Below are 16,894 nucleotides of genomic sequence, written 5' to 3'. Positions count from 1 at the left end.
AGCCCCCGCCGCGGGATCACATCTTCGGCAACAGCTGCCCGCGAATCTCGCCGCCCGGGTTGGCCGCCGTGTGCACGTTCGCGTACCACTTGCCCGAGACCAGGTCGGCAGCCTGCGCCGGCGTGAGGGTGGCCTGGCCTTCGATCGGGCTCGCCGGGTTGGCGAAGGGCAGCACCACGCCGGCGTTGGCGCCCGCGGCCGCCGGGCCGTGGAAGTGCGCCATGGTGGCGGGGCCGCTCAGGCCGGTGTAGGTGATCTTGTACTTGAGCACGTTGGTGTCGCGGTCGAGCCAGGCTTCGGCCATGCCGCTGCCGCGCGTCATGTTGGGCGGGACTTCGCTGGCTGCGTTCATCGCGCCGCTGAAGCTCGCGGTGTTCGACTTCGACATCATTCCGCAGCCGACCAGCGCGGCACTGGCCACCCCGGAAATGAGGGCTGCGCGCAAAAAAGTGCCATATCTGTTCATGAGCGTGGTCTCCTGGGTTGTGAAAGCATTTGCAGCATAGGCAGCACCGCCTGGCTTGTCTTGTCGGCCATCGTCCCGACTTGGGCGGGCTCCTGTAGCCCGGCACAGGGGCTGAAAGACAATTCACCCATGACTTCCTTCCCCCTTCCGAGCGCCCGCGACGTGGTCGATTTCTGGCGCCAGGCCGGTCCCGAGCGCTGGTTCGCCAAGAACGCCGCGTTCGACGCCGAATTCATCGCCCGCTTCGCGCAGGCCCACCAGGCCGCGGCCCGCGGCGAGCTCGATGCGTGGCAAGCCGATGCCGAGGGTGTCCTTGCCCTGCTGGTGCTGCTCGACCAGTTCCCGCGCAACGCGTGGCGCAACAATCCGCACATGCTGGCGACCGACGGCAAGGCGCTGGCCGTGGCGAAGAAGGCCGTCGACGCCGGCTTCGACCGGACGCTCGACCCCGCGCTGCGCCCCTTCTTCTACCTGCCCTTCATGCATTCGGAAACGCTGGCGGAACAGGAGCGTTCGGTCGAACTCAATGCGGCGCTGGACGCCAACACGCAGCGTTTCGCGGTGCTGCACCGGGACATCGTGGCCCGCTTCGGCCGCTTTCCGCACCGCAACAAGCTGCTGGGCCGAGAGGCCACGGCCGAGGAACAGCAGTACCTCGACCACGGCGGCTTCGCGGGCTGAGCCGGCTCACGCGTCGGAGTGCACCGCCAGGGGCACGTCGCGTGTCGGCGACGGGTTCAGCTCGCCGACGCCCTTCATGTCCTTCATGGAGCCGAAGGTGCGTGCGTAGACCCAGGTGAACTCGGCCCCCAGCAGGAAGATCTGCGCCGAGTAGTACACCCACACCAGCACCACCACCAGCGAACCCGCCGCACCGTAGCCCGACGCCACGCTGCTCTTGCCAATGTACAGCCCGATGAGGTGCTTGCCTACCGTGAACAGCAGCGCCGTCACCGCCGCGCCCACCCACACGTCGCGCCACTGCACCCGGGCGCGCGGCATGATCTTGTAGATCATCGCGAAGATCACGGTCACCATCGCAAAGCTGAAGACGAAGTTGACCACCTGCGCCGTGCTCTCCCAGGCGCCGAACATCGGCGACCACCACTTGCCCAGCGCGGCGAGCGCGGCGCTCGCCACCAGCGACACCATCAGCAGGAAGCCGATGCCCATGATCATGCTGAATGACAGCAGCCGCACGCGCAGCATGTTGAACAGGCCCCCGCTCCTGGCGCGCGCCGGTGCGCGCCAGATGCGGTCGAGCGCGTCCTGCAGTTCGCCGAACACCGTGGTGGCGCCCACCACCAGCAGGCCGATGCCGATCACCGTGGCGACGATCCCCTCGGTCGGCTTGTTCACCGCCTGCAGCATGCCCTGCACCGCCGCTGCGCCCTGCGCCCCCATCAACCCCGAGAGCTGCGCGAAGATCTCGCCGCGCGCCGCCTCTTGCCCGAACACCAGGCCTGCCACGGAGATCACGATCAGCAGCAGCGGCGCGATCGAAAACACCGTGTAGTACGCCAGCGCGGCGCCCATGCTGGGGGCGTAGTCGTTCAACCACGAATTGAAGGCTCGCCTGCAGAGGTCGAAGAGTGCGCGCAGTTGCATGATCATGCGTAAGTGTCCGTCGGGTGGCCGCCGGCATCCTGTCAGTGCGATGCCCGGTGTGTTGAAAGCCTGCCAACGATAATCGCTCCACATGCATCCGTCTCCACCAGCCTCCGGCACGGCGGCACCGCCCGCCGCCCCAGCCGTCGCGCATCCGCAGTCGCCGCGCGACCTGTTCGTTTCATTCACCTGGCTGGCGCTGCAGGGCTTCGGCGGGGTGCTGGCCATCGTGCAGCGCGAGATGGTCGAGAAGAAGAAATGGCTCACGCCCGAGCAGTTCCTCGAAGACTGGGCCGTGGCGCAGGTGATGCCCGGGCCCAACGTGATCAACCTCGCCCTGATGATCGGCGACCGCTACTTCGGCCTGCGCGGGGCGCTGGCCGCCGTGGCGGGCATGCTGACCATTCCGCTGGTCGTCATCCTCGCGCTGGCGGTGCTCTACGCCCACTACGCGGGCAACCCGCAGGTGGCGGCCGCGCTGCGCGGCATGGGTGCGGTGTCGGGCGGGCTGATTGCCGCCACCGGCATCAAGCTGGTGCCGCAGTTGCGCAAGCACCCGCTGGGCTTTGCCACCTGCCTCGCGTTCATGACGCTGGTGTTCCTGGCCATCGCGGTGTTCAAGGTTGCGCTGGGCTGGGTGCTGCTGGTGGTGGGCGGGGTGGCCTGCGTATGGACCTGGAAGAAGATCGCGCCATGACCATTGCAATGCAGTGGCACGACTGGCTGGCCCTCTTCGGGCAGTACCTGCTGCTGTCGCTGCTGTCGATCAGCGGCGCCATCACCACGGTGCCCGACATGCACCGCTACCTCGTGGCCCAGCACGGCTGGCTGACCGACGCGCAGTTCAGCTCGTCGGTGGCCATCGCGCAGGCCGCGCCTGGGCCCAACGTGCTGTTCGTGGCGCTGATGGGCTGGAACGTGGGGCTCAACGCGGGCGGCGGCATCGGTGCCGGGCCCGGGGCCTGGGTGCTCGGCTTCTTCGGCCTGATGGTGACCATGGTCGGCATCATGCTGCCCAGCACCACCCTCACCTACTTCGCCACGCGCTGGGGCCACCGCAACCGCACCCGCCGTGAAGTGCGCGCGTTCAAGCAGGGCATGGCCCCCGTGGTGGTGGGCCTGCTGGTCGCCACCGGCTGGGTGCTGTCCGCGGGTAACCATGCTGGCAATGCGCCTGCCTGGCACCTGTGGGCGCTCAGCGGCGTGGCCGCGCTTATCGTCTGGCGCACGCGCATCCACCTGCTCTGGCTGCTCGGCGCCGGTGCGGTGCTGGGCGCCGTGGGCTTCGTCTGACCGCTCAACCCTTTTCCCCTTCCCTTCTTCAGGAACACTTCGACATGTCGCAACTTCGCCCGCTCGGCCGCTCCGGCCTCCTGGTTTCCCCGCTCGCCTTCGGCGGCAACGTGTTCGGCTGGACCGTGGACGAGGCGGCCTCGTTCAAGCTGCTCGACGCCTGGCTGGACGCGGGCTTCAACTTCGTGGACACCGCCGACGTGTATTCGGCCTGGGTGCCGGGCCACACGGGCGGCGAGTCGGAAACCATTATCGGCAAATGGCTCAAGCAGACCGGCAAGCGCAACCGCGTGGTGCTGGCCACCAAGGTCGGCAAGCCGATGGGCGAAGGCAAGGTGGGCCTGTCGCCCGCGTACATCCGCCAGGCCGTCGAAGCCTCGCTCAGGCGCCTGCAGACGGACCACATCGACCTGTACCAGTCGCACGACGACGACGCCGGCACACCGCTCGAAGACTCGCTGGGTGCTTTCGACGAACTGATCAAGGAAGGCAAGGTGCGCGCCATCGGCGCATCGAACTACACCGCGCCCCGGCTCGAGGAGGCGCTGGACGTGTCCGAGCGCCTGGGCATCGCCCGCTACGAGAGCCTGCAGCCGCTGTACAACCTGTACGACCGCGCGGTGTTCGAGGACGCGCTGGAGCCGCTGTGCGTGAAGCGCGAGGTGGGCGTGATCAACTTCTACGCGCTGGCCGCCGGCTTCCTCACCGGCAAGTACCGCACCGAGGCCGATGCGTCCAAGAGCGCGCGCGGTGCCAATACCACCAAGAAGTACCTCAACGAGCGCGGCCTGCGCATCCTCGACGCGCTCGACAAGGTGGCCCAGCAGTACAACGCCAAGCCGGGCCAGGTCGCCATCGCATGGCAGATCGCACGGCCGGGCGTGACGGCACCCATTGCCAGCGCGACCTCGATCGCCCAGCTCGAAGAGCTGGTTGTGGCCACGCAGTTGAAGCTCGACGCCGGCACCATCGAGATGCTCGACCGCGCCAGCGCCGAAACCACCGCTGCCTGACAGGGCACCGGCGATGAGCGTCTTCGATTCCATCGCCGCGCCCGCGCTCGAGCACTTCGCCGACCTGCGCGTCGAGGTGGGCGTGCCGCAGGTGCTGGGCAACAGCCCGCGCGGACTGCGCCGCATCGTGCCGATCACGGGAGGCGAGGCCGTCGGCCACGGCTGGCGGGCGCGCGTGCTGCCCGGCGGCAGCGACTTCCAGCTGATCGTGAGCGACACGCTCTCGGAACTCGACGCGCGCTACGGCCTGGAGACGGATGCGGGCGACCTCGTCTACGTGCAGAACCACGCGGTGCGCGCGGCCTCGCCGGAGGTCATGGGCAGGCTGCTGCGCGGCGAACCCGTGGACGCGTCGCAGGTCTACTTCCGCTGCAGCCCGCGCTTCGAGACCGCCTCGCCTTCGCTGAAGTGGATCAACGAACGCATGTTCGTGGGCGCGGGCGCGCGCCATCCCGCCGAGGTGGTGATGCGCTTCTACGCGCTGCTGTAGCCGTTCAACCGTCGACCGGATTCAGCGGCGTCGCCAGGATGCGCTGGTAGAACGCCACGTCCAGCCAGCGGCCGAACTTGAAGCCGGCCTGGCGCACCGTGCCCGAGTGCTCGAAACCCAGGCGTTCGTGCAGCGCGATGCTGCCGGCGTTGGCCGCATCGATGGCGCCGACCATCACATGCACGTCGCGCGCGATCGCCTCGGCCACGATGGCTTCCATCAACGTGCGGCCCAGGCCCTCGCCGCGGTGGGCGCTGTCTACATACACCGAGTGCTCCACCGTGTACTTGTAGGCGGGAAAGGCGCGGAAGGCACCGTAGCTCGCGAAGCCCAGCAGCTTGCCGTCGTCGTCGACGGCACCGATCACCGGGAAGCCGCCCGCGCGTTTGGCGGCGAACCACGCGACCATGTTGGCCAGCGTGCGCGGCTTGTAGTCGTACAGCGCGGTGGAGGTGACGATGGCGTCGTTCAAGATGGCAAGAATCGCCGCGGCGTGCGCTTCTTCGGTGCAGGGGATCAGACGCATGGGGTCCTCGTTGGAAGTTTCACTGAGTGCCGCTCAATATAAGCCGGCGGGTCCTGTGTGCCGGTGCCATCCCGGAGTAGGCAGCATCCCACATGCACTGGCGACACACACCGGTGAAGCGCACGGGCTGCGTCGGGATACTGCGTGCATCTCAATTTCTGGAGGAACGACGATGTCTTTCGCGCTCTACATGATCGGTTTTCTGATTTTCCTGGGGGGACTCGTCTGGGGTGCTTCGGTGGCCGGCGTGCCCACGCTGTACATCGGCATCGGCGCGATGATCCTGCTGGGCATCGGCATCTTCAGCGCGGTCGGCCGCACGCGCGGCAAAGACCCGTCCTGAGTTCACACGGGCTTCACGCCGCGCGCACACGCGGCAGCTAACTTCGATCGCGCACTGCAGGAATGCGGTGCGCATCGAAACCGTTGGCTGCCCATGCACACTTCTTCCCGTCTTTTTTCCCCTCTCTCTTTCTCTTCCACCGCACCAGAGCCTGCCTCGTCACCTGTCGCGGGTCACGGCATCGGCAACCTCAAGGTCGACCTGCTCGTGGTGGGTGCGAGCTTTGCGGGCCTTGCATGCGCGCGGGCCGCGGCCCTTGCCGGGCTCAGCGTGATGGTGCTGGAGAAGAAGACCCGTGCCGGCGCCAAGCTGCACACCACCGGCATCATCGTCAAGGACGCCGTGGACAGTGTTCCCTGGCTGGCCGAAGTGCCGCCCGCGCTCGTGCGCCGCATCGACGGCGTGCGGCTCTACGCACCCGACATGCGCCATGTCGACCTGCACGCGCCGGGCTACTGGTTCTGGGCCACCGACGCGCCCTCGCTGCTCGACTGGATGGTCGACTCGGTGCGGGCCTGCGGCGTCGACGTGCGCCTGGGCACGCTGTTCGAGCAGGCGCTGTGGATCGACGGCCGCTGGGAGGTGCCGGTGACGCAAGGCCCCTGCATCACGGCCAGCTACCTCGTGGGCGCCGACGGGCCGCATTCGCGCGTGGCCAAGGCGCTCGGCCTGTCGCGCAACAGGCACTTCCTGTACGGCATCGAGCATGAGTACCAGGGCGCCCGCATGGCGCCCGACCTGCTGCATTGCTTCGTCGACCGCCAACTCGCGCCGGGCTACATCGGCTGGGCGCTCGACGGGGTGGGTGTCGCCCAGATCGGCCTGGCGCGGCGCATGGGGCGCCACACGGCGGGCGATGCCGGCGCGCTGAAGCTCGACCCGCTGCTGCGCAAGATCGCCGCCGTGGTCTCGCCCGGGGAGACCCCGCCCGTCGCGGTGCGCGCCGGAATGATCCCCTGCGGCGGCGTGCTGCCGGTCGTCGCGCGGGAACGGGCTTTGCTGGTGGGCGATGCGGCGGGCATGGTGTCGCCGGTGACGGCGGGCGGCATCCACACCGCGCTGCAGCACGGCGAAGGCGCGGGCAAGGCGGTGGCGCGCTTCGTGCGCGGCGAGGTCGGCGACCCCGCCACGTGGTTCGTGCGCGGCTACCCCGGCTTTAGGCTCAAGCGCACGCTGCGCTGGGCCTTCGACCGGTTCCAGAGCGACTGGCTGTTCAACCGCATGCTGGGCACGCCGCAGCTGCGGCGCGTGGCTGAACTCGTCTACTTCCACCGCAAGGGCGCACCGCTGCCCAGGGGCTGAGGCGGGCGATCAGGCGCTGCGCTGGCGCATCGCCTCGTAGAGGCACACGCCGCTGGCCACCGAGACATTCAGGCTCTCGACCGCGCCTGCCATCGGAATGCTCACCAGCTCGTCGCAGGTCTTGCGCGTGAGTTGCCGCATGCCCTCGCCTTCCGCGCCCAGCACCAGCGCCAGCGGACGCTTGAAGTCGCTCTGGTAGATCGTGCCCGGTGCATCGTCGCTGGTGCCCACGCACCAGATGTCGCGTTCCTTGAGTTCGTTGAGGGTGCGTGCGAGGTTGGTGACCATGAAGTACGGCACGGTCTCGGCCGCGCCGCTCGCCACCTTGGCCACGGTGGCGTTGATGCCGGCCGCATGGTCCTTGGGCGCGATGACCGCATGGGCACCGGAGCCGTCTGCCACGCGCAGACAGGCGCCGAGGTTGTGCGGGTCGGTCACGCCGTCGAGCACCAGCAGCAAGGGCACGGTGCCGGCGGCCTCGAGGCCTTCGAGCAGCTCGTCGAGCGAATGGATCTGCGCGGCGGGTTCCACGCGCGCCACCACGCCCTGGTGGCCATGGCTGCCGCTGAGCTTGGACAGCCGCAGGCCGTCGGCCTCGACCAGCCGCACGCCGGCGTCCTGCGCACGCGCTATGAACTGTTTCATGCGCGCATCGCGCCGGCTGGTGTCGAACATCACTTCGAGCACCGACTTGGGCGCGGTCTTGATGCGCACGCCCACGGCATGGAAGCCGAAGATCACTTTGGGAGAAGACATATACCCCCGATTATCCCTACCCTCAGGCGATCGGCAGGCCGCTGAGGGCGCGGGTGCGCTCGTCGTGCAGTTCCTGCACCGCCCGCGCGCTCGGATGCACGTTCTCGAGCTTGCCCACGCTCTCCAGATACTGGCAGGCAGCGTGGCCGTCGGCAGCCTTCTCGTAGTGCGCGATCCAGGCGTCCCGCTCGGCCAGACGGTCGGGCGACACCGGCCACACGCCGCGGCGCGGCCGCACGTGCTCGTCGATGCCGATGCGCCAGGGCTTGGCGCTCAGGCGGGCGCGAAAGCAGTTCTGGTTGCGGCACATGCGCGCGTAGACCTTGTCGACACCCAGCGCATGGAAGCAGTCGGCCACGGCGATGTCAGCGGCATTGAACACATCGTGCATGGCCAGCAGGCGAAAGCCCGCGGGTGTGCGGTAGACGCGCAGGTGCCAGTCGGGGTGCTGGTGCATGAAGCGCCCGATGCGCTCGGCTGCCAGCTTCTCGGGCGCGGGGTTGCCGCTGGGCTCGCCGCGCTTCTTGCGCCGTCCGATGACCCAGGCCACGGCGAAGACCACGAAGAATGCGATCAGCCCGCCCAGCCAGGTCTTGGCGGCCCAGCCGCCGACCACGCCGGCAATGAGCGCCGGCACCAGCGCAAAGAGAAACAGGCTGCCGCGCAGCGGCGCCTCGAAGTCGATGTCGACGAACATCACGTCGGGCGTGTTGAGGCAGCGTGCGCCGTAGGTGTTGCGCGTGACGACGGTGTCGCCCTGGCGCTCGACGATCTCTTCCCGGATCGGCACGCCGTCGGCGCCGTTGTAGGCCCTCTTGCGCTCGCGGCGGTCGAGCTTTTCACCCCCGGCGATGCGGTCGAACGCCTCGCGGGTGCGCTGGTCCGCGTGGGCCTGCGCGGCCAGCGGGCTTTCGTCGGACCAGCCGTAGCGGCGCACGGTGATCTGCTTGCCGTCGACACGCTCCTGGATGCGGCCTTCGGCCCAGTGCTGCGGAACGATCATCGCCTCAGAGCTCCCGGCCGAAATACAGCCACACCATGAGCGCCGCCAGCACGACGATCACCACCGGCAGCCACTTGTAGCCGCTGCCCTGCACGCGGCCCGGCTCGTCCGTCGACCGGCGGGGCATGGCCGTGGGCAGCGGGCCGAAACCGCCGACCGCCGGGTCGTCGTGCTGGTCGACCAGCCGCTTGGCCGCGGTCAGGCCCAGGCCGGTGGCTTCGCGCGTGAGACGCACGGCCTCGACCTTGTTGCCCTGCGCCAGGGCCTTGAGCGCGGACGACGGCATCGACGCGAAGCCGCGGTCCTGCATGGCGACGTCGGGGGCGCCGCGCCCGCCGGCGGTTTCCTCGTCCCCCGCTTCCATGCGTGCGGCATGGCGATCGACCGCTTCCTTGGCCGACTTGAGGTCCATGCCCGTGCGGTCGCGCACGATCTTGATGGCCTCGATCAGCCTTCCGCTCTGCAGTGCGCGGACGGCGTCGGGGGGAAGTTCTTCCATGCGGTCTCCTCGGATGTTCTTTGCTATTTATTTCATAGCTTATCGCGCTTGTCAGACGGGCGCTACGGCAGCTTTTTCATTAATCGCGACGCGCCCGGCCTCGATGGTGATGCGGCGTTCGCACCGGGCCGCGATGCCCTGGTCGTGCGTGACCAGCACGAGCGTGGTGCCGAGTTCGCGGTTCAGGTCGAACATCAGCCGCATGACCTGCTCGCCGGTGGCGAAGTCGAGGCTGCCCGTGGGTTCGTCGGCCAGCAGCAGAGCCGGCTGCACCACGAATGCGCGGGCCAGCGCCACGCGCTGCTGCTCGCCGCCGGAAAGCACCTTCGGGTAGTGGCCCAGCCGCTGCCCGAGGCCGACCCGGCCCAGCATCTCGGTGGCGGCCTTGCGCGCATCCTTGCGGTTGGCCAGCTCCAGGGGGAGCATCACGTTCTCCAGGGCGCTCAGGTTGCCCAGCAGCTGGAAGCTCTGGAACACGAAGCCCACGCGCTGGGCGCGCACCGCGGCGCGCTCGTCCTCGTCGATGGCGAAGATGTCCTCGCCGGCAATGCGCACCGTCCCACGCGTGGGCGTGTCCAGCCCGGCGATGATCGACAGCAAGGTGCTCTTGCCGGAGCCCGAGGCGCCGACGATGGCGGCGGTTTCCCTCGCCCCGAGGGTGAAATCGATGTCCTGCAGAATGTCCAGCGTACCGGTCGAGTCGGTGACGGACTTGAAGACATGCTCGACGGCAACAATGGCATCAGACGGGGGTTGGGACATGGAAAGGCTTTGGTTTTGAATCGACGTGACTTTATCTTGACCACCACCGCGCTCGGCAACGCGGGGCTATGGACGAGCGCGGCGCAGGCCCAGGTTTCGACAGCGGCAGGCAAGCCGGTGATCCTGGTGCTGGGCGATTCGCTCAGCGCAGAGTACGGCCTGAAGCGCGGCGAAGGCTGGGTACCCTTGCTGGAAAAAAGGCTTGCGCAGCAGAAGGTGGCAGCAACCGTGGTCAACGCCAGCATCAGCGGCGACACGAGCTCGGGCGGGCGCGCGCGTTTTCCTTCGCTGCTCACACAGCACAAGCCCAGCCACGTGGTGGTCGAGCTCGGTGCCAACGACGCCTTGCGCGGCCTGCCGCTGTCGGACACGGAGAGCAACCTGCTGCAGATCGCCAAGACCGCGCAGGCCGCGGGCGCGAAGGTGCTGATCGTCGGCATCCAGGTGCCGCCCAACTACGGCGGCGACTACACGCGGCGCTTCGAGGCGGTGTTCTCGAAGGTGGCGAGCGCGACGAAGTCGGCGCTCGTGCCCTTCCTGCTCAAGGGCGTGGCCGATGCGCCCGATGCGATGTCGCTCTTCCAGGCCGACCGCATTCACCCGACGGCGGCGGCGCAGCCGCAGCTGCTCGACAACGTCTGGCCCGAACTGCGCAAGCTGCTGCCGAAGTAAGAGACCGCCGCACCAGATAAAAAGCCGCCGCAGGCTCAGGCCTGCGGCGGCTTTTCGATCGGTACGCCAAAAACGGATCAACCGTTCTTGGTGGGCAACTCGGGCACCGTGGGTGCATCGCGCTCGAGCGAGGCCACATCGGTTTCCGGGTCTCCGGGAGCCAGACCGTCGCTGCTCGGTGAGAGTTTGCGATTCGCCTTTTCCCGGAGCTTTTCTTCCTTCTTTTTTCTCTTGGCCAGCTCTTTCTGGCGCTTCTCGTAGCCGTAATTGGGTGTTGCCACTGCTTCTCCTTGGGCGAGGCAGTCAGGGTGACTGCGCGTGGCCTACTGTAAGCGATAACGGTGCAGTCCCGAGACGGTACCCAAGGCGGGCCTCAAGGACGCGGAAGCGATCTTTTACATCCTGGCCAGCGCCTGCTGCAGATCGGCGCGCAGATCCTCCACGTCCTCCAGGCCGACCGAGAAGCGAACGAGCGTGCCCTTGTAGGGCCAGCGCGCCACGCTCGCGTCGCGCATCAGGCCGATGTCGTAAGGCACCACGAGGCTGATCGGCCCGCCCCACGAGTAGCCGAGGCGGAACAGCCTGAGGCTGTCGCAGAAGCGGTCGACCTGCTCGGTGCTGTAGCGCTCGTCGAACACCACGGAAAACAGGCCCGCGGCCAGGTCGGTCTCGCCGCACAGCGCGCGCCAGTGGACATGGCCCGGCGAGTCCTCGAGCGCCGGGTGCAGCACCTGCGCAATTTCGTCGCAGCCGTTGAGCCAGCCGGCCAGTTCGCGCGCGGCGCGGTCGTGCGCGGCGTAGCGCAGCGAGATGCTGGGCAGCGAGCGCAGCAGCGTCTCGACGTCGCCCACGCCGATGCCGAAACCCATGCGCATGTGCGTGAGCTTGAGCGCACGGTGCAGCCGCTCGTCGCGCGTGATCACGCTGCCCATCAGCACGTCGCCGCCACCGCTCGGGTACTTGGTGAGCGCGTGCACCGAGATGTCGACGCCCTGCCCCGAGTCGTTGAAATCGAAGGGTGCGAAGGCCAGGCCGGCGCCCCAGGTGTTGTCGAGCGCGGTCATGACGCCGCGCGCGCGGCAGATGTTCACCAGCGCGGGCAGGTCGGGGAACTCCATCGTCACCGAACCCGCCGCCTCGACCCACACCAGCCGCGTGCGGTGCGACAGCTTGGCCGCGAGGTCGGCCGGGTTCATCGCGTCGTACATGCGGTGCGTGATGCCGAAGTTGGCCAGCTCGCCGGTGGCCAGCGCCTTGTTGGGGCCGTAGGCGTTGTCGGGAATGAGCACCTCGTCGCCGGTCTTCAGGAACGCGAAGGCCACCAGCGTGATGGCGGCCAGCCCGCTGGGCACGAGCAGGCACTCGGTGCCGCCTTCGAGCGTGGCCAGGCGCTCCTCGAGCGTGAAGGTGGTGGGCGTGCCGTGCAGGCCGTAGGTGTAGCCGGCCTTGGTCTTCCAGTCGCGCGCGCGCATGGCGGCCACATCGGCGAAGAACACGGTCGACGCCTTGAACACGCCGGGCTGCGGCGCGGAGAAGGTGGCGGGCGGGGTGTAGGGGTGGTGGATCAGGGTCGTGGAAGGCTTGCTCATGCGGCAATGCTAGCGTCCCTGGAGAGCACCCACCTGGCCTTCAGCCGACGGTTGCGTCGCACAATGCGCCATCGGGCGACAGCACGCCCCCCCAGGAGCAGCCTTCGGCATGCAGCTGACGCGTCCCCCTCTTCCCCACTTGCGGCCCTTCGTGCGCCTGCTGTGGGCCTCGGCGCCCGACGGTGCGCCCGCACAGCGCCCGGGTGCGCGCGAGCATGTGCTGCCGACCGGTGGCATGCACCTCGTGTTCCGGCTCGGCGGGCCGCCGCTGCGGCTGTTTCGCGACGACGCCGATGCGCACGGCTTCACGGTGGGCCACGCGATGGTGGGCGGAACGCGCTGCGCATTCTTCGTGCGCGATGTGTCGCTGGAGACGCGATCGGTCGGCGTCATGCTGCAGCCGGGTGCGGCCAGGGCGCTGCTTGGTGCGCCGGAAGATGCGCTGGCCGATGCGCATACGCCGCTCGACGCGCTCTGGGGCGCGGACGCAGGTTTCGCACTGGAGCAGCTTCACGGCGCCGGCGCTCCCGCGCGGCAGCTCGCGATCGTCGAAGCCCTGCTGACGGCACGCCTTGCCGAGCGCGCGATGCATGGCATGCACCCCGCAGTGGCGCACGCGCTGTCCAGCCTGTCGAGCGCCGGCGCCCATGGCGACGCGGCGCAAGCAGGCGCCATCGGCGCGCTGGTGAAGCACAGTGGCTACAGCCACCGGCGCTTCATCGCGCTCTTTCGCGGCATGACGGGCCTGGCGCCCAAGCAGTACGCACGCATGCTGCGCTTCGACCGCGTGCTCGCGCTGTCCGCCATGAACCCCGCCCTGCCCTGGGTCGACCTCGCGCTGCAGGCCGGCTACAGCGACCAGGCGCACTTCAGCCGCGACTTCCTGGTCATTGCCGGCATGTCGCCCCAGGTGTACCGGCGGGCGGCGCCAAGGGCCTCGCGGCATGTGCGCATCTGACGGCATGCGGGCAGGTCAAATTTGTTCAAGACCTGAAGAACGGCGGCAGCCAGAATCGCGACTATCCCCACCCTGACGGACGAACCCATGGCCATCCACGAACTGTTTCCGTACCTCTGCGTCCACGACGCCGGCGCAGCCATCGACTTCTATTGCAAGGTCTTCGAGGTGAAGGAGATCTTCCGCCTGACCGAACCCAGCGGGCGCATCGGCCACGCGGAGCTGGACTTCCACAACGGCGCGATCCTGATGCTCTCGGACGAGTTTGCCGAGTTCGACATCCACAGCGCAAAGACGCTGGGCGGCACGGCCGTCACGCTGCACCTGCATGTGGACAACGCGGACACGGTGGTGGCACGCGCCGTGGCGGCCGGCGCCACGCTCGACATGGCGCCGCAGGACCAGTTCTACGGGGAACGCTCCGGCGTCTTTCGCGACCCCTTCGGCCATCGCTGGAACGTGGGGCACAGCATCGAGAAGCTGACGCCGCAAGAGATGCAACGGCGCTACACCGCGATGATGCTCAACCCCGCCGGATGACCCGGCGGGCCCGCATCAGACCGACCACTTCTCGATGAGCTTCTCGGGGCCCATGGCGTCGTAGCCTTCGAAGGGCTGATGAATCCACGGGTTGGTGGCCAGAAACTCCACCTGGTAATCGGGAGTGAAGGTCGACAGCGCCTTGGTCCAGATCACGGCGCTGCGCAGCTCGGTGATCGGCGGGTAGTTGTTGCGCAGCATGTCCATCACGGCATGCAGCGTGTGGCCCGAATCGGCCAGGTCGTCGACCAGCAGCACCTTGCCCGCGATCTCGCCCTTGGGCGTGGTGATGAAGCGGGCGATGTCGAGGTGGCCCTGCACCGTGCCGGCATCGGCGCGGTACGAACTGGTCGACATGATGGCCAGCGGCTTGTCGAAGATGCGCGAGAGCACGTCGCCGGGGCGCATGCCGCCGCGCGCCAGGCACAGGATGGTGTCGAACTGCCAGTCCGACTGGTGGACCTTGATCGCGAGCTTCTCGATCAGGTTGTGGTACTCGTCGTAGCTGACGTAGAGATGCTTGCCGTCTTCGGTCAACATGGGTTTTCGTTTCCTCTTCAGTCGGCCAGATAGGGGTGACGCATCATGATCGTGTGATCGCGGTCGGGGCTGGTCGACACCATGTGGATCGGCACCCCGGTGACCTGCTCGATGCGCTGAAGGTACAGGCGCGCGTTGACCGGCAGCTTGTCGTATTGCGTGACGCCGACCGTGCTCTCGGTCCAGCCTTCGAGGGTTTCGTAGATCGGCGTGCAGCGTTCGATCTCGTCCGCGCCCATCGGCAGGATGTCGGTGATTTCGCCGTCCAGTTCGTAGCCGGTGCACAGCTCGAGCTTTTCGAGGCCGTCCAGCACGTCGAGCTTGGTGATGCACAGGCCCGACAGTCCGTTGACCTGCGCCGAGCGCTTGAGCAGCGCGGCATCGAACCAGCCGCAACGGCGGCTGCGGCCGGTGGTCACGCCCTTTTCGGCACCGATGGTGCTCATGTGGTAGCCGGGGGTGCCGGGCGTGGTCCAGTCGAGCTCGGTGGGGAAAGGACCGCCGCCCACGCGCGTGCAGTAGGCCTTGGTGATGCCCAGGATGTAGTGCAGCATGCCCGGCCCCACGCCCGAACCGGCGGATGCATTGCCTGCCACGCAGTTGCTGGAAGTGACGTACGGGTAGGTGCCGTGATCGACGTCGAGCAGCGTGCCCTGTGCGCCTTCGAACAGCAGGTTGGCGCCGTTCCTGTGGGCGTCGTTCAGCTCGCGCGAAACGTCGGCCATCATGGGCTTGAGCAGTTCGGCGTGCCGCATCGCTTCGTTGAAGACTTCGTCGAAATCGATGGCCGGTGCGCTCAGCACCTGGGTCAGCACATGGTTGTGCAGGTCGAGCAGCACGCGCAGCTTGGCCGCGAAGCGGTCGGGGTGCTTCAGGTCCTGCACGCGCAGCGCGCGACGCGCGATCTTGTCTTCGTAGGCCGGGCCGATGCCGCGGCCGGTGGTGCCGATTTTTTCGATGCCGCCCTTTTCACGGTAGGCCTCGCGTGCGATGTCCAGCGCGGCGTGGAACGGCAGGATCAGCGGGCAGGCCTCGCTGATGCGCAGGCGCGAACGCACTTCGACACCGGCCTTCTCCAGCCCTTCGATTTCCTCGAACAGCTTGGCCGCGGACAGCACCACGCCGTTGCCGATGTAGCACTTGACGCCGGGGCGCATGATGCCGCTCGGGATCAGGTGCAACGCGGTTTTCACACCGTTGATGACCAGCGTGTGGCCCGCGTTGTGGCCGCCCTGGAAACGGACCACGCCTTGGGCGCTTTCCGTCAGCCAGTCGACAAGCTTGCCTTTGCCTTCGTCGCCCCATTGGGTACCGACGACGACCACGTTTCTTCCGGTGGTTACGCTCATGCTCGTTCCATTAACTTCAAAAATTCAGATCGCTCGGACATCCCACTGGCCTGCATGCTCGACGAGCTCGCGGTCACAGTGGAATTCATCGATTTCGCTGCCATGACCCGGCAGCACGCAGACTACCGTTTCGCCGGCCTTGCGCAATTGGGCAATGGCCTGACGCAGGCCGGCCGCGTCGCTCCAGGGTGCACGGATGGCGGCGCGCAGCGGGCGGGCCGGCAGCACGCCGACCAGTTCGCGCACGTCAAGGCTGAAGCCGACGGCCGGCCGGTTGCGCCCGAACACGGCGCCCACTTCGTCGTAGCGGCCGCCGCGCACCAGGGAGTCGACCGCGCCGGGCACGTAGATGCCGAAACGCATGCCGCTGTAGTACGCGTAGCCGCGCAGGTCGGCCAGGTCGAAACTGATCTGACGGCCCGCCACACCCTCGAGGCCGGCAGCAAGATGCTTCAGGTCGGCCAGAGCGGCGGCCACGGCTGGCGTGCCCTTCAAGGCCTTGGCGGCCTCGTCCAGCACCGACGCGTCGCCGTACAGCTGGACCAGGGCGCGCAGCCCGTCGCGGGAAGCGGCAGGAAAATCCTTGGTGAGCGAATCGAGCTCGCTCGCGTCCTTGGCGGCCAGCGCCGCGTGCACGCGCGCCAGAACGGCGGCATCGACCGGCACGTCGGCGAAAAGGGCTCGCACGATACGCGCATCGGCCAGGTCGACGATCACGCCCTCTTCCAGGCCGGCGGCCTGGAGGCAGTCGAGCGCCAGCAGGAGAGTCTCGGTGTCGGCCTCGAGGCCGGCATGACCGTAGATTTCGGCACCGAACTGCAAGGGCTCGCGGGTGGCATGCGGCCGGTCGGGCCGGGTGTGCAGCACCGGGCCGCAGTAGCACAGGCGGGTCACGCCGTCGCGGTTCAGCAGGTGGGCGTCGATGCGCGCCACCTGGGGGGTGGTGTCTGCACGAAGGCCCATGCTGCGGCCCGAGAGCTGGTCGACAAGCTTGAAGGTTTGAAGGTCGAGCGCCTCGCCGGTGCCCGAAAGCAGCGACTCGAGGTGCTCGAGCAGCGGCGGCATCACCAGCTCGTAGCCATAGCCACGGGCGGTATCGAGCAGCTGGCGTCGAAGTTCTTCGATGTGGCGCGCCTCGGAAGGCAGCACATCGGCAATGTGATCCGGGAGGACCCAGGCGGACAT

Annotated in this window: 22 protein-coding genes; 10 read left to right on the top strand and 12 right to left on the bottom strand. The window is 68.0% G+C overall.

Annotated features, from left to right (window positions below):
* Window positions 1-16: 16 nt before the first annotated feature.
* Window positions 17-466, bottom strand: a complete 450-nt coding sequence (locus ACSFA5_RS22080; RefSeq protein WP_435446180.1) for a CHRD domain-containing protein — start codon at window positions 464-466, stop codon at window positions 17-19.
* A 129-nt stretch (window positions 467-595) separates the two neighbouring features.
* On the opposite strand from ACSFA5_RS22080, the gene ACSFA5_RS22075 reads away from it, so the two are divergent.
* The gene (locus tag ACSFA5_RS22075) at window positions 596-1,147 is read left to right on the top strand and encodes a DUF924 family protein (RefSeq protein WP_435446179.1); all 552 of its coding nucleotides are present in this window, start codon (window positions 596-598) and stop codon (window positions 1,145-1,147) included.
* 6 nt (window positions 1,148-1,153) lie between these two features.
* On the opposite strand, the gene ACSFA5_RS22070 is transcribed toward ACSFA5_RS22075, so the two are convergent.
* Window positions 1,154-2,080, bottom strand: coding sequence for a YihY/virulence factor BrkB family protein (locus ACSFA5_RS22070; RefSeq protein ID WP_435446178.1), 927 nt, complete (start codon window positions 2,078-2,080; stop codon window positions 1,154-1,156).
* Window positions 2,081-2,165: 85 nt separating this feature from the next.
* Here ACSFA5_RS22070 and ACSFA5_RS22065 point away from each other — a divergent pair, with 85 nt between their 5' ends.
* From ACSFA5_RS22065 to ACSFA5_RS22050, 4 genes are read left to right on the top strand one after another with little or no spacing between them, the layout of a single operon-like run.
* On the top strand, window positions 2,166-2,771 hold the full coding sequence (locus tag ACSFA5_RS22065) for a chromate transporter (protein ID WP_435446177.1): 606 nt from the start codon (window positions 2,166-2,168) through the stop codon (window positions 2,769-2,771).
* Complete coding sequence (locus ACSFA5_RS22060; RefSeq protein WP_435446176.1) at window positions 2,768-3,367, top strand: chromate transporter; 600 nt, start codon at window positions 2,768-2,770, stop codon at window positions 3,365-3,367. The genes ACSFA5_RS22065 and ACSFA5_RS22060 overlap by 4 nt, the downstream gene beginning before the upstream one ends.
* A 44-nt stretch (window positions 3,368-3,411) precedes the next feature.
* The gene (locus ACSFA5_RS22055; protein WP_435446175.1) at window positions 3,412-4,380 is read left to right on the top strand and encodes an aldo/keto reductase; all 969 of its coding nucleotides are present in this window, start codon (window positions 3,412-3,414) and stop codon (window positions 4,378-4,380) included.
* A 13-nt stretch (window positions 4,381-4,393) separates the two neighbouring features.
* Window positions 4,394-4,870: a DUF3237 domain-containing protein gene (locus ACSFA5_RS22050; protein ID WP_435446174.1), complete on the top strand. Its 477-nt coding sequence runs from the start codon at window positions 4,394-4,396 to the stop codon at window positions 4,868-4,870.
* A gap of 4 nt (window positions 4,871-4,874) precedes the next feature.
* Here the strand turns inward: ACSFA5_RS22050 and ACSFA5_RS22045 are convergent, their stop codons facing one another.
* On the bottom strand, window positions 4,875-5,396 hold the full coding sequence (locus ACSFA5_RS22045) for a GNAT family N-acetyltransferase (protein WP_435446173.1): 522 nt from the start codon (window positions 5,394-5,396) through the stop codon (window positions 4,875-4,877).
* 172 nt (window positions 5,397-5,568) lie between these two features.
* On the opposite strand from ACSFA5_RS22045, the gene ACSFA5_RS22040 reads away from it, so the two are divergent.
* Complete coding sequence (locus tag ACSFA5_RS22040) at window positions 5,569-5,739, top strand: hypothetical protein (RefSeq protein ID WP_435446172.1); 171 nt, start codon at window positions 5,569-5,571, stop codon at window positions 5,737-5,739.
* A 93-nt stretch (window positions 5,740-5,832) separates the two neighbouring features.
* Window positions 5,833-7,041 (top strand): NAD(P)/FAD-dependent oxidoreductase, encoded by a 1,209-nt coding sequence (locus ACSFA5_RS22035; protein ID WP_435446171.1) that lies wholly within the window; start codon window positions 5,833-5,835, stop codon window positions 7,039-7,041.
* Between the two features lie 9 nt (window positions 7,042-7,050).
* On the opposite strand, the gene rlmB is transcribed toward ACSFA5_RS22035, so the two are convergent.
* From rlmB to ACSFA5_RS22015, 4 genes are read right to left on the bottom strand one after another with little or no spacing between them, the layout of a single operon-like run.
* Window positions 7,051-7,797, bottom strand: a complete 747-nt coding sequence (gene rlmB, locus ACSFA5_RS22030) for a 23S rRNA (guanosine(2251)-2'-O)-methyltransferase RlmB (RefSeq protein ID WP_435446170.1) — start codon at window positions 7,795-7,797, stop codon at window positions 7,051-7,053.
* A 22-nt stretch (window positions 7,798-7,819) separates the two neighbouring features.
* Window positions 7,820-8,800, bottom strand: a complete 981-nt coding sequence (locus ACSFA5_RS22025) for a hypothetical protein (protein ID WP_435446169.1) — start codon at window positions 8,798-8,800, stop codon at window positions 7,820-7,822.
* A gap of 4 nt (window positions 8,801-8,804) precedes the next feature.
* Window positions 8,805-9,299: a hypothetical protein gene (locus ACSFA5_RS22020; protein WP_435446168.1), complete on the bottom strand. Its 495-nt coding sequence runs from the start codon at window positions 9,297-9,299 to the stop codon at window positions 8,805-8,807.
* 51 nt (window positions 9,300-9,350) lie between these two features.
* Window positions 9,351-10,061, bottom strand: a complete 711-nt coding sequence (locus tag ACSFA5_RS22015) for an ABC transporter ATP-binding protein (RefSeq protein WP_435446167.1) — start codon at window positions 10,059-10,061, stop codon at window positions 9,351-9,353.
* Window positions 10,062-10,097: 36 nt separating this feature from the next.
* On the opposite strand from ACSFA5_RS22015, the gene ACSFA5_RS22010 reads away from it, so the two are divergent.
* Complete coding sequence (locus tag ACSFA5_RS22010; RefSeq protein ID WP_435446166.1) at window positions 10,098-10,733, top strand: arylesterase; 636 nt, start codon at window positions 10,098-10,100, stop codon at window positions 10,731-10,733.
* Between the two features lie 77 nt (window positions 10,734-10,810).
* Here the strand turns inward: ACSFA5_RS22010 and ACSFA5_RS22005 are convergent, their stop codons facing one another.
* Together ACSFA5_RS22005 and ACSFA5_RS22000 are read right to left on the bottom strand one after the other, a co-directional pair.
* Window positions 10,811-11,014, bottom strand: coding sequence for a hypothetical protein (locus ACSFA5_RS22005; protein ID WP_435438625.1), 204 nt, complete (start codon window positions 11,012-11,014; stop codon window positions 10,811-10,813).
* A 114-nt stretch (window positions 11,015-11,128) separates the two neighbouring features.
* Window positions 11,129-12,322, bottom strand: coding sequence for a PLP-dependent transferase (locus tag ACSFA5_RS22000; RefSeq protein WP_435446165.1), 1,194 nt, complete (start codon window positions 12,320-12,322; stop codon window positions 11,129-11,131).
* 109 nt (window positions 12,323-12,431) lie between these two features.
* Here ACSFA5_RS22000 and ACSFA5_RS21995 point away from each other — a divergent pair, with 109 nt between their 5' ends.
* Both ACSFA5_RS21995 and ACSFA5_RS21990 read left to right on the top strand, forming a co-directional pair.
* Window positions 12,432-13,280, top strand: a complete 849-nt coding sequence (locus tag ACSFA5_RS21995) for a helix-turn-helix domain-containing protein (protein ID WP_435446164.1) — start codon at window positions 12,432-12,434, stop codon at window positions 13,278-13,280.
* Window positions 13,281-13,367: 87 nt separating this feature from the next.
* Window positions 13,368-13,820: a VOC family protein gene (locus ACSFA5_RS21990; protein ID WP_435446163.1), complete on the top strand. Its 453-nt coding sequence runs from the start codon at window positions 13,368-13,370 to the stop codon at window positions 13,818-13,820.
* A gap of 15 nt (window positions 13,821-13,835) precedes the next feature.
* Here ACSFA5_RS21990 and ACSFA5_RS21985 read toward each other — a convergent pair whose 3' ends face one another.
* The 3 genes from ACSFA5_RS21985 to ACSFA5_RS21975 are packed head-to-tail and all read right to left on the bottom strand — an operon-like array spanning window position 13,836 to window position 16,894.
* Window positions 13,836-14,360 carry a phosphoribosyltransferase gene (locus ACSFA5_RS21985; RefSeq protein WP_435446162.1) on the bottom strand — a complete coding sequence of 175 codons (525 nt, stop codon included), beginning with the start codon at window positions 14,358-14,360 and terminating at the stop codon, window positions 13,836-13,838.
* Between the two features lie 17 nt (window positions 14,361-14,377).
* The gene (locus ACSFA5_RS21980) at window positions 14,378-15,709 is read right to left on the bottom strand and encodes an adenylosuccinate synthase (protein WP_435446161.1); all 1,332 of its coding nucleotides are present in this window, start codon (window positions 15,707-15,709) and stop codon (window positions 14,378-14,380) included.
* Window positions 15,710-15,733: 24 nt separating this feature from the next.
* Window positions 15,734-16,894: an ATP phosphoribosyltransferase regulatory subunit gene (locus ACSFA5_RS21975; RefSeq protein ID WP_435446160.1), complete on the bottom strand. Its 1,161-nt coding sequence runs from the start codon at window positions 16,892-16,894 to the stop codon at window positions 15,734-15,736.

Origin of the sequence: Variovorax monticola (assembly GCF_051216855.1) — a bacterium.
Taxonomy (GTDB): Bacteria; Pseudomonadota; Gammaproteobacteria; order Burkholderiales; family Burkholderiaceae_C; genus Variovorax.
Note: the sequence above shows the minus strand (reverse complement) of the source record. Positions and strands in the feature narration are given on the sequence as shown.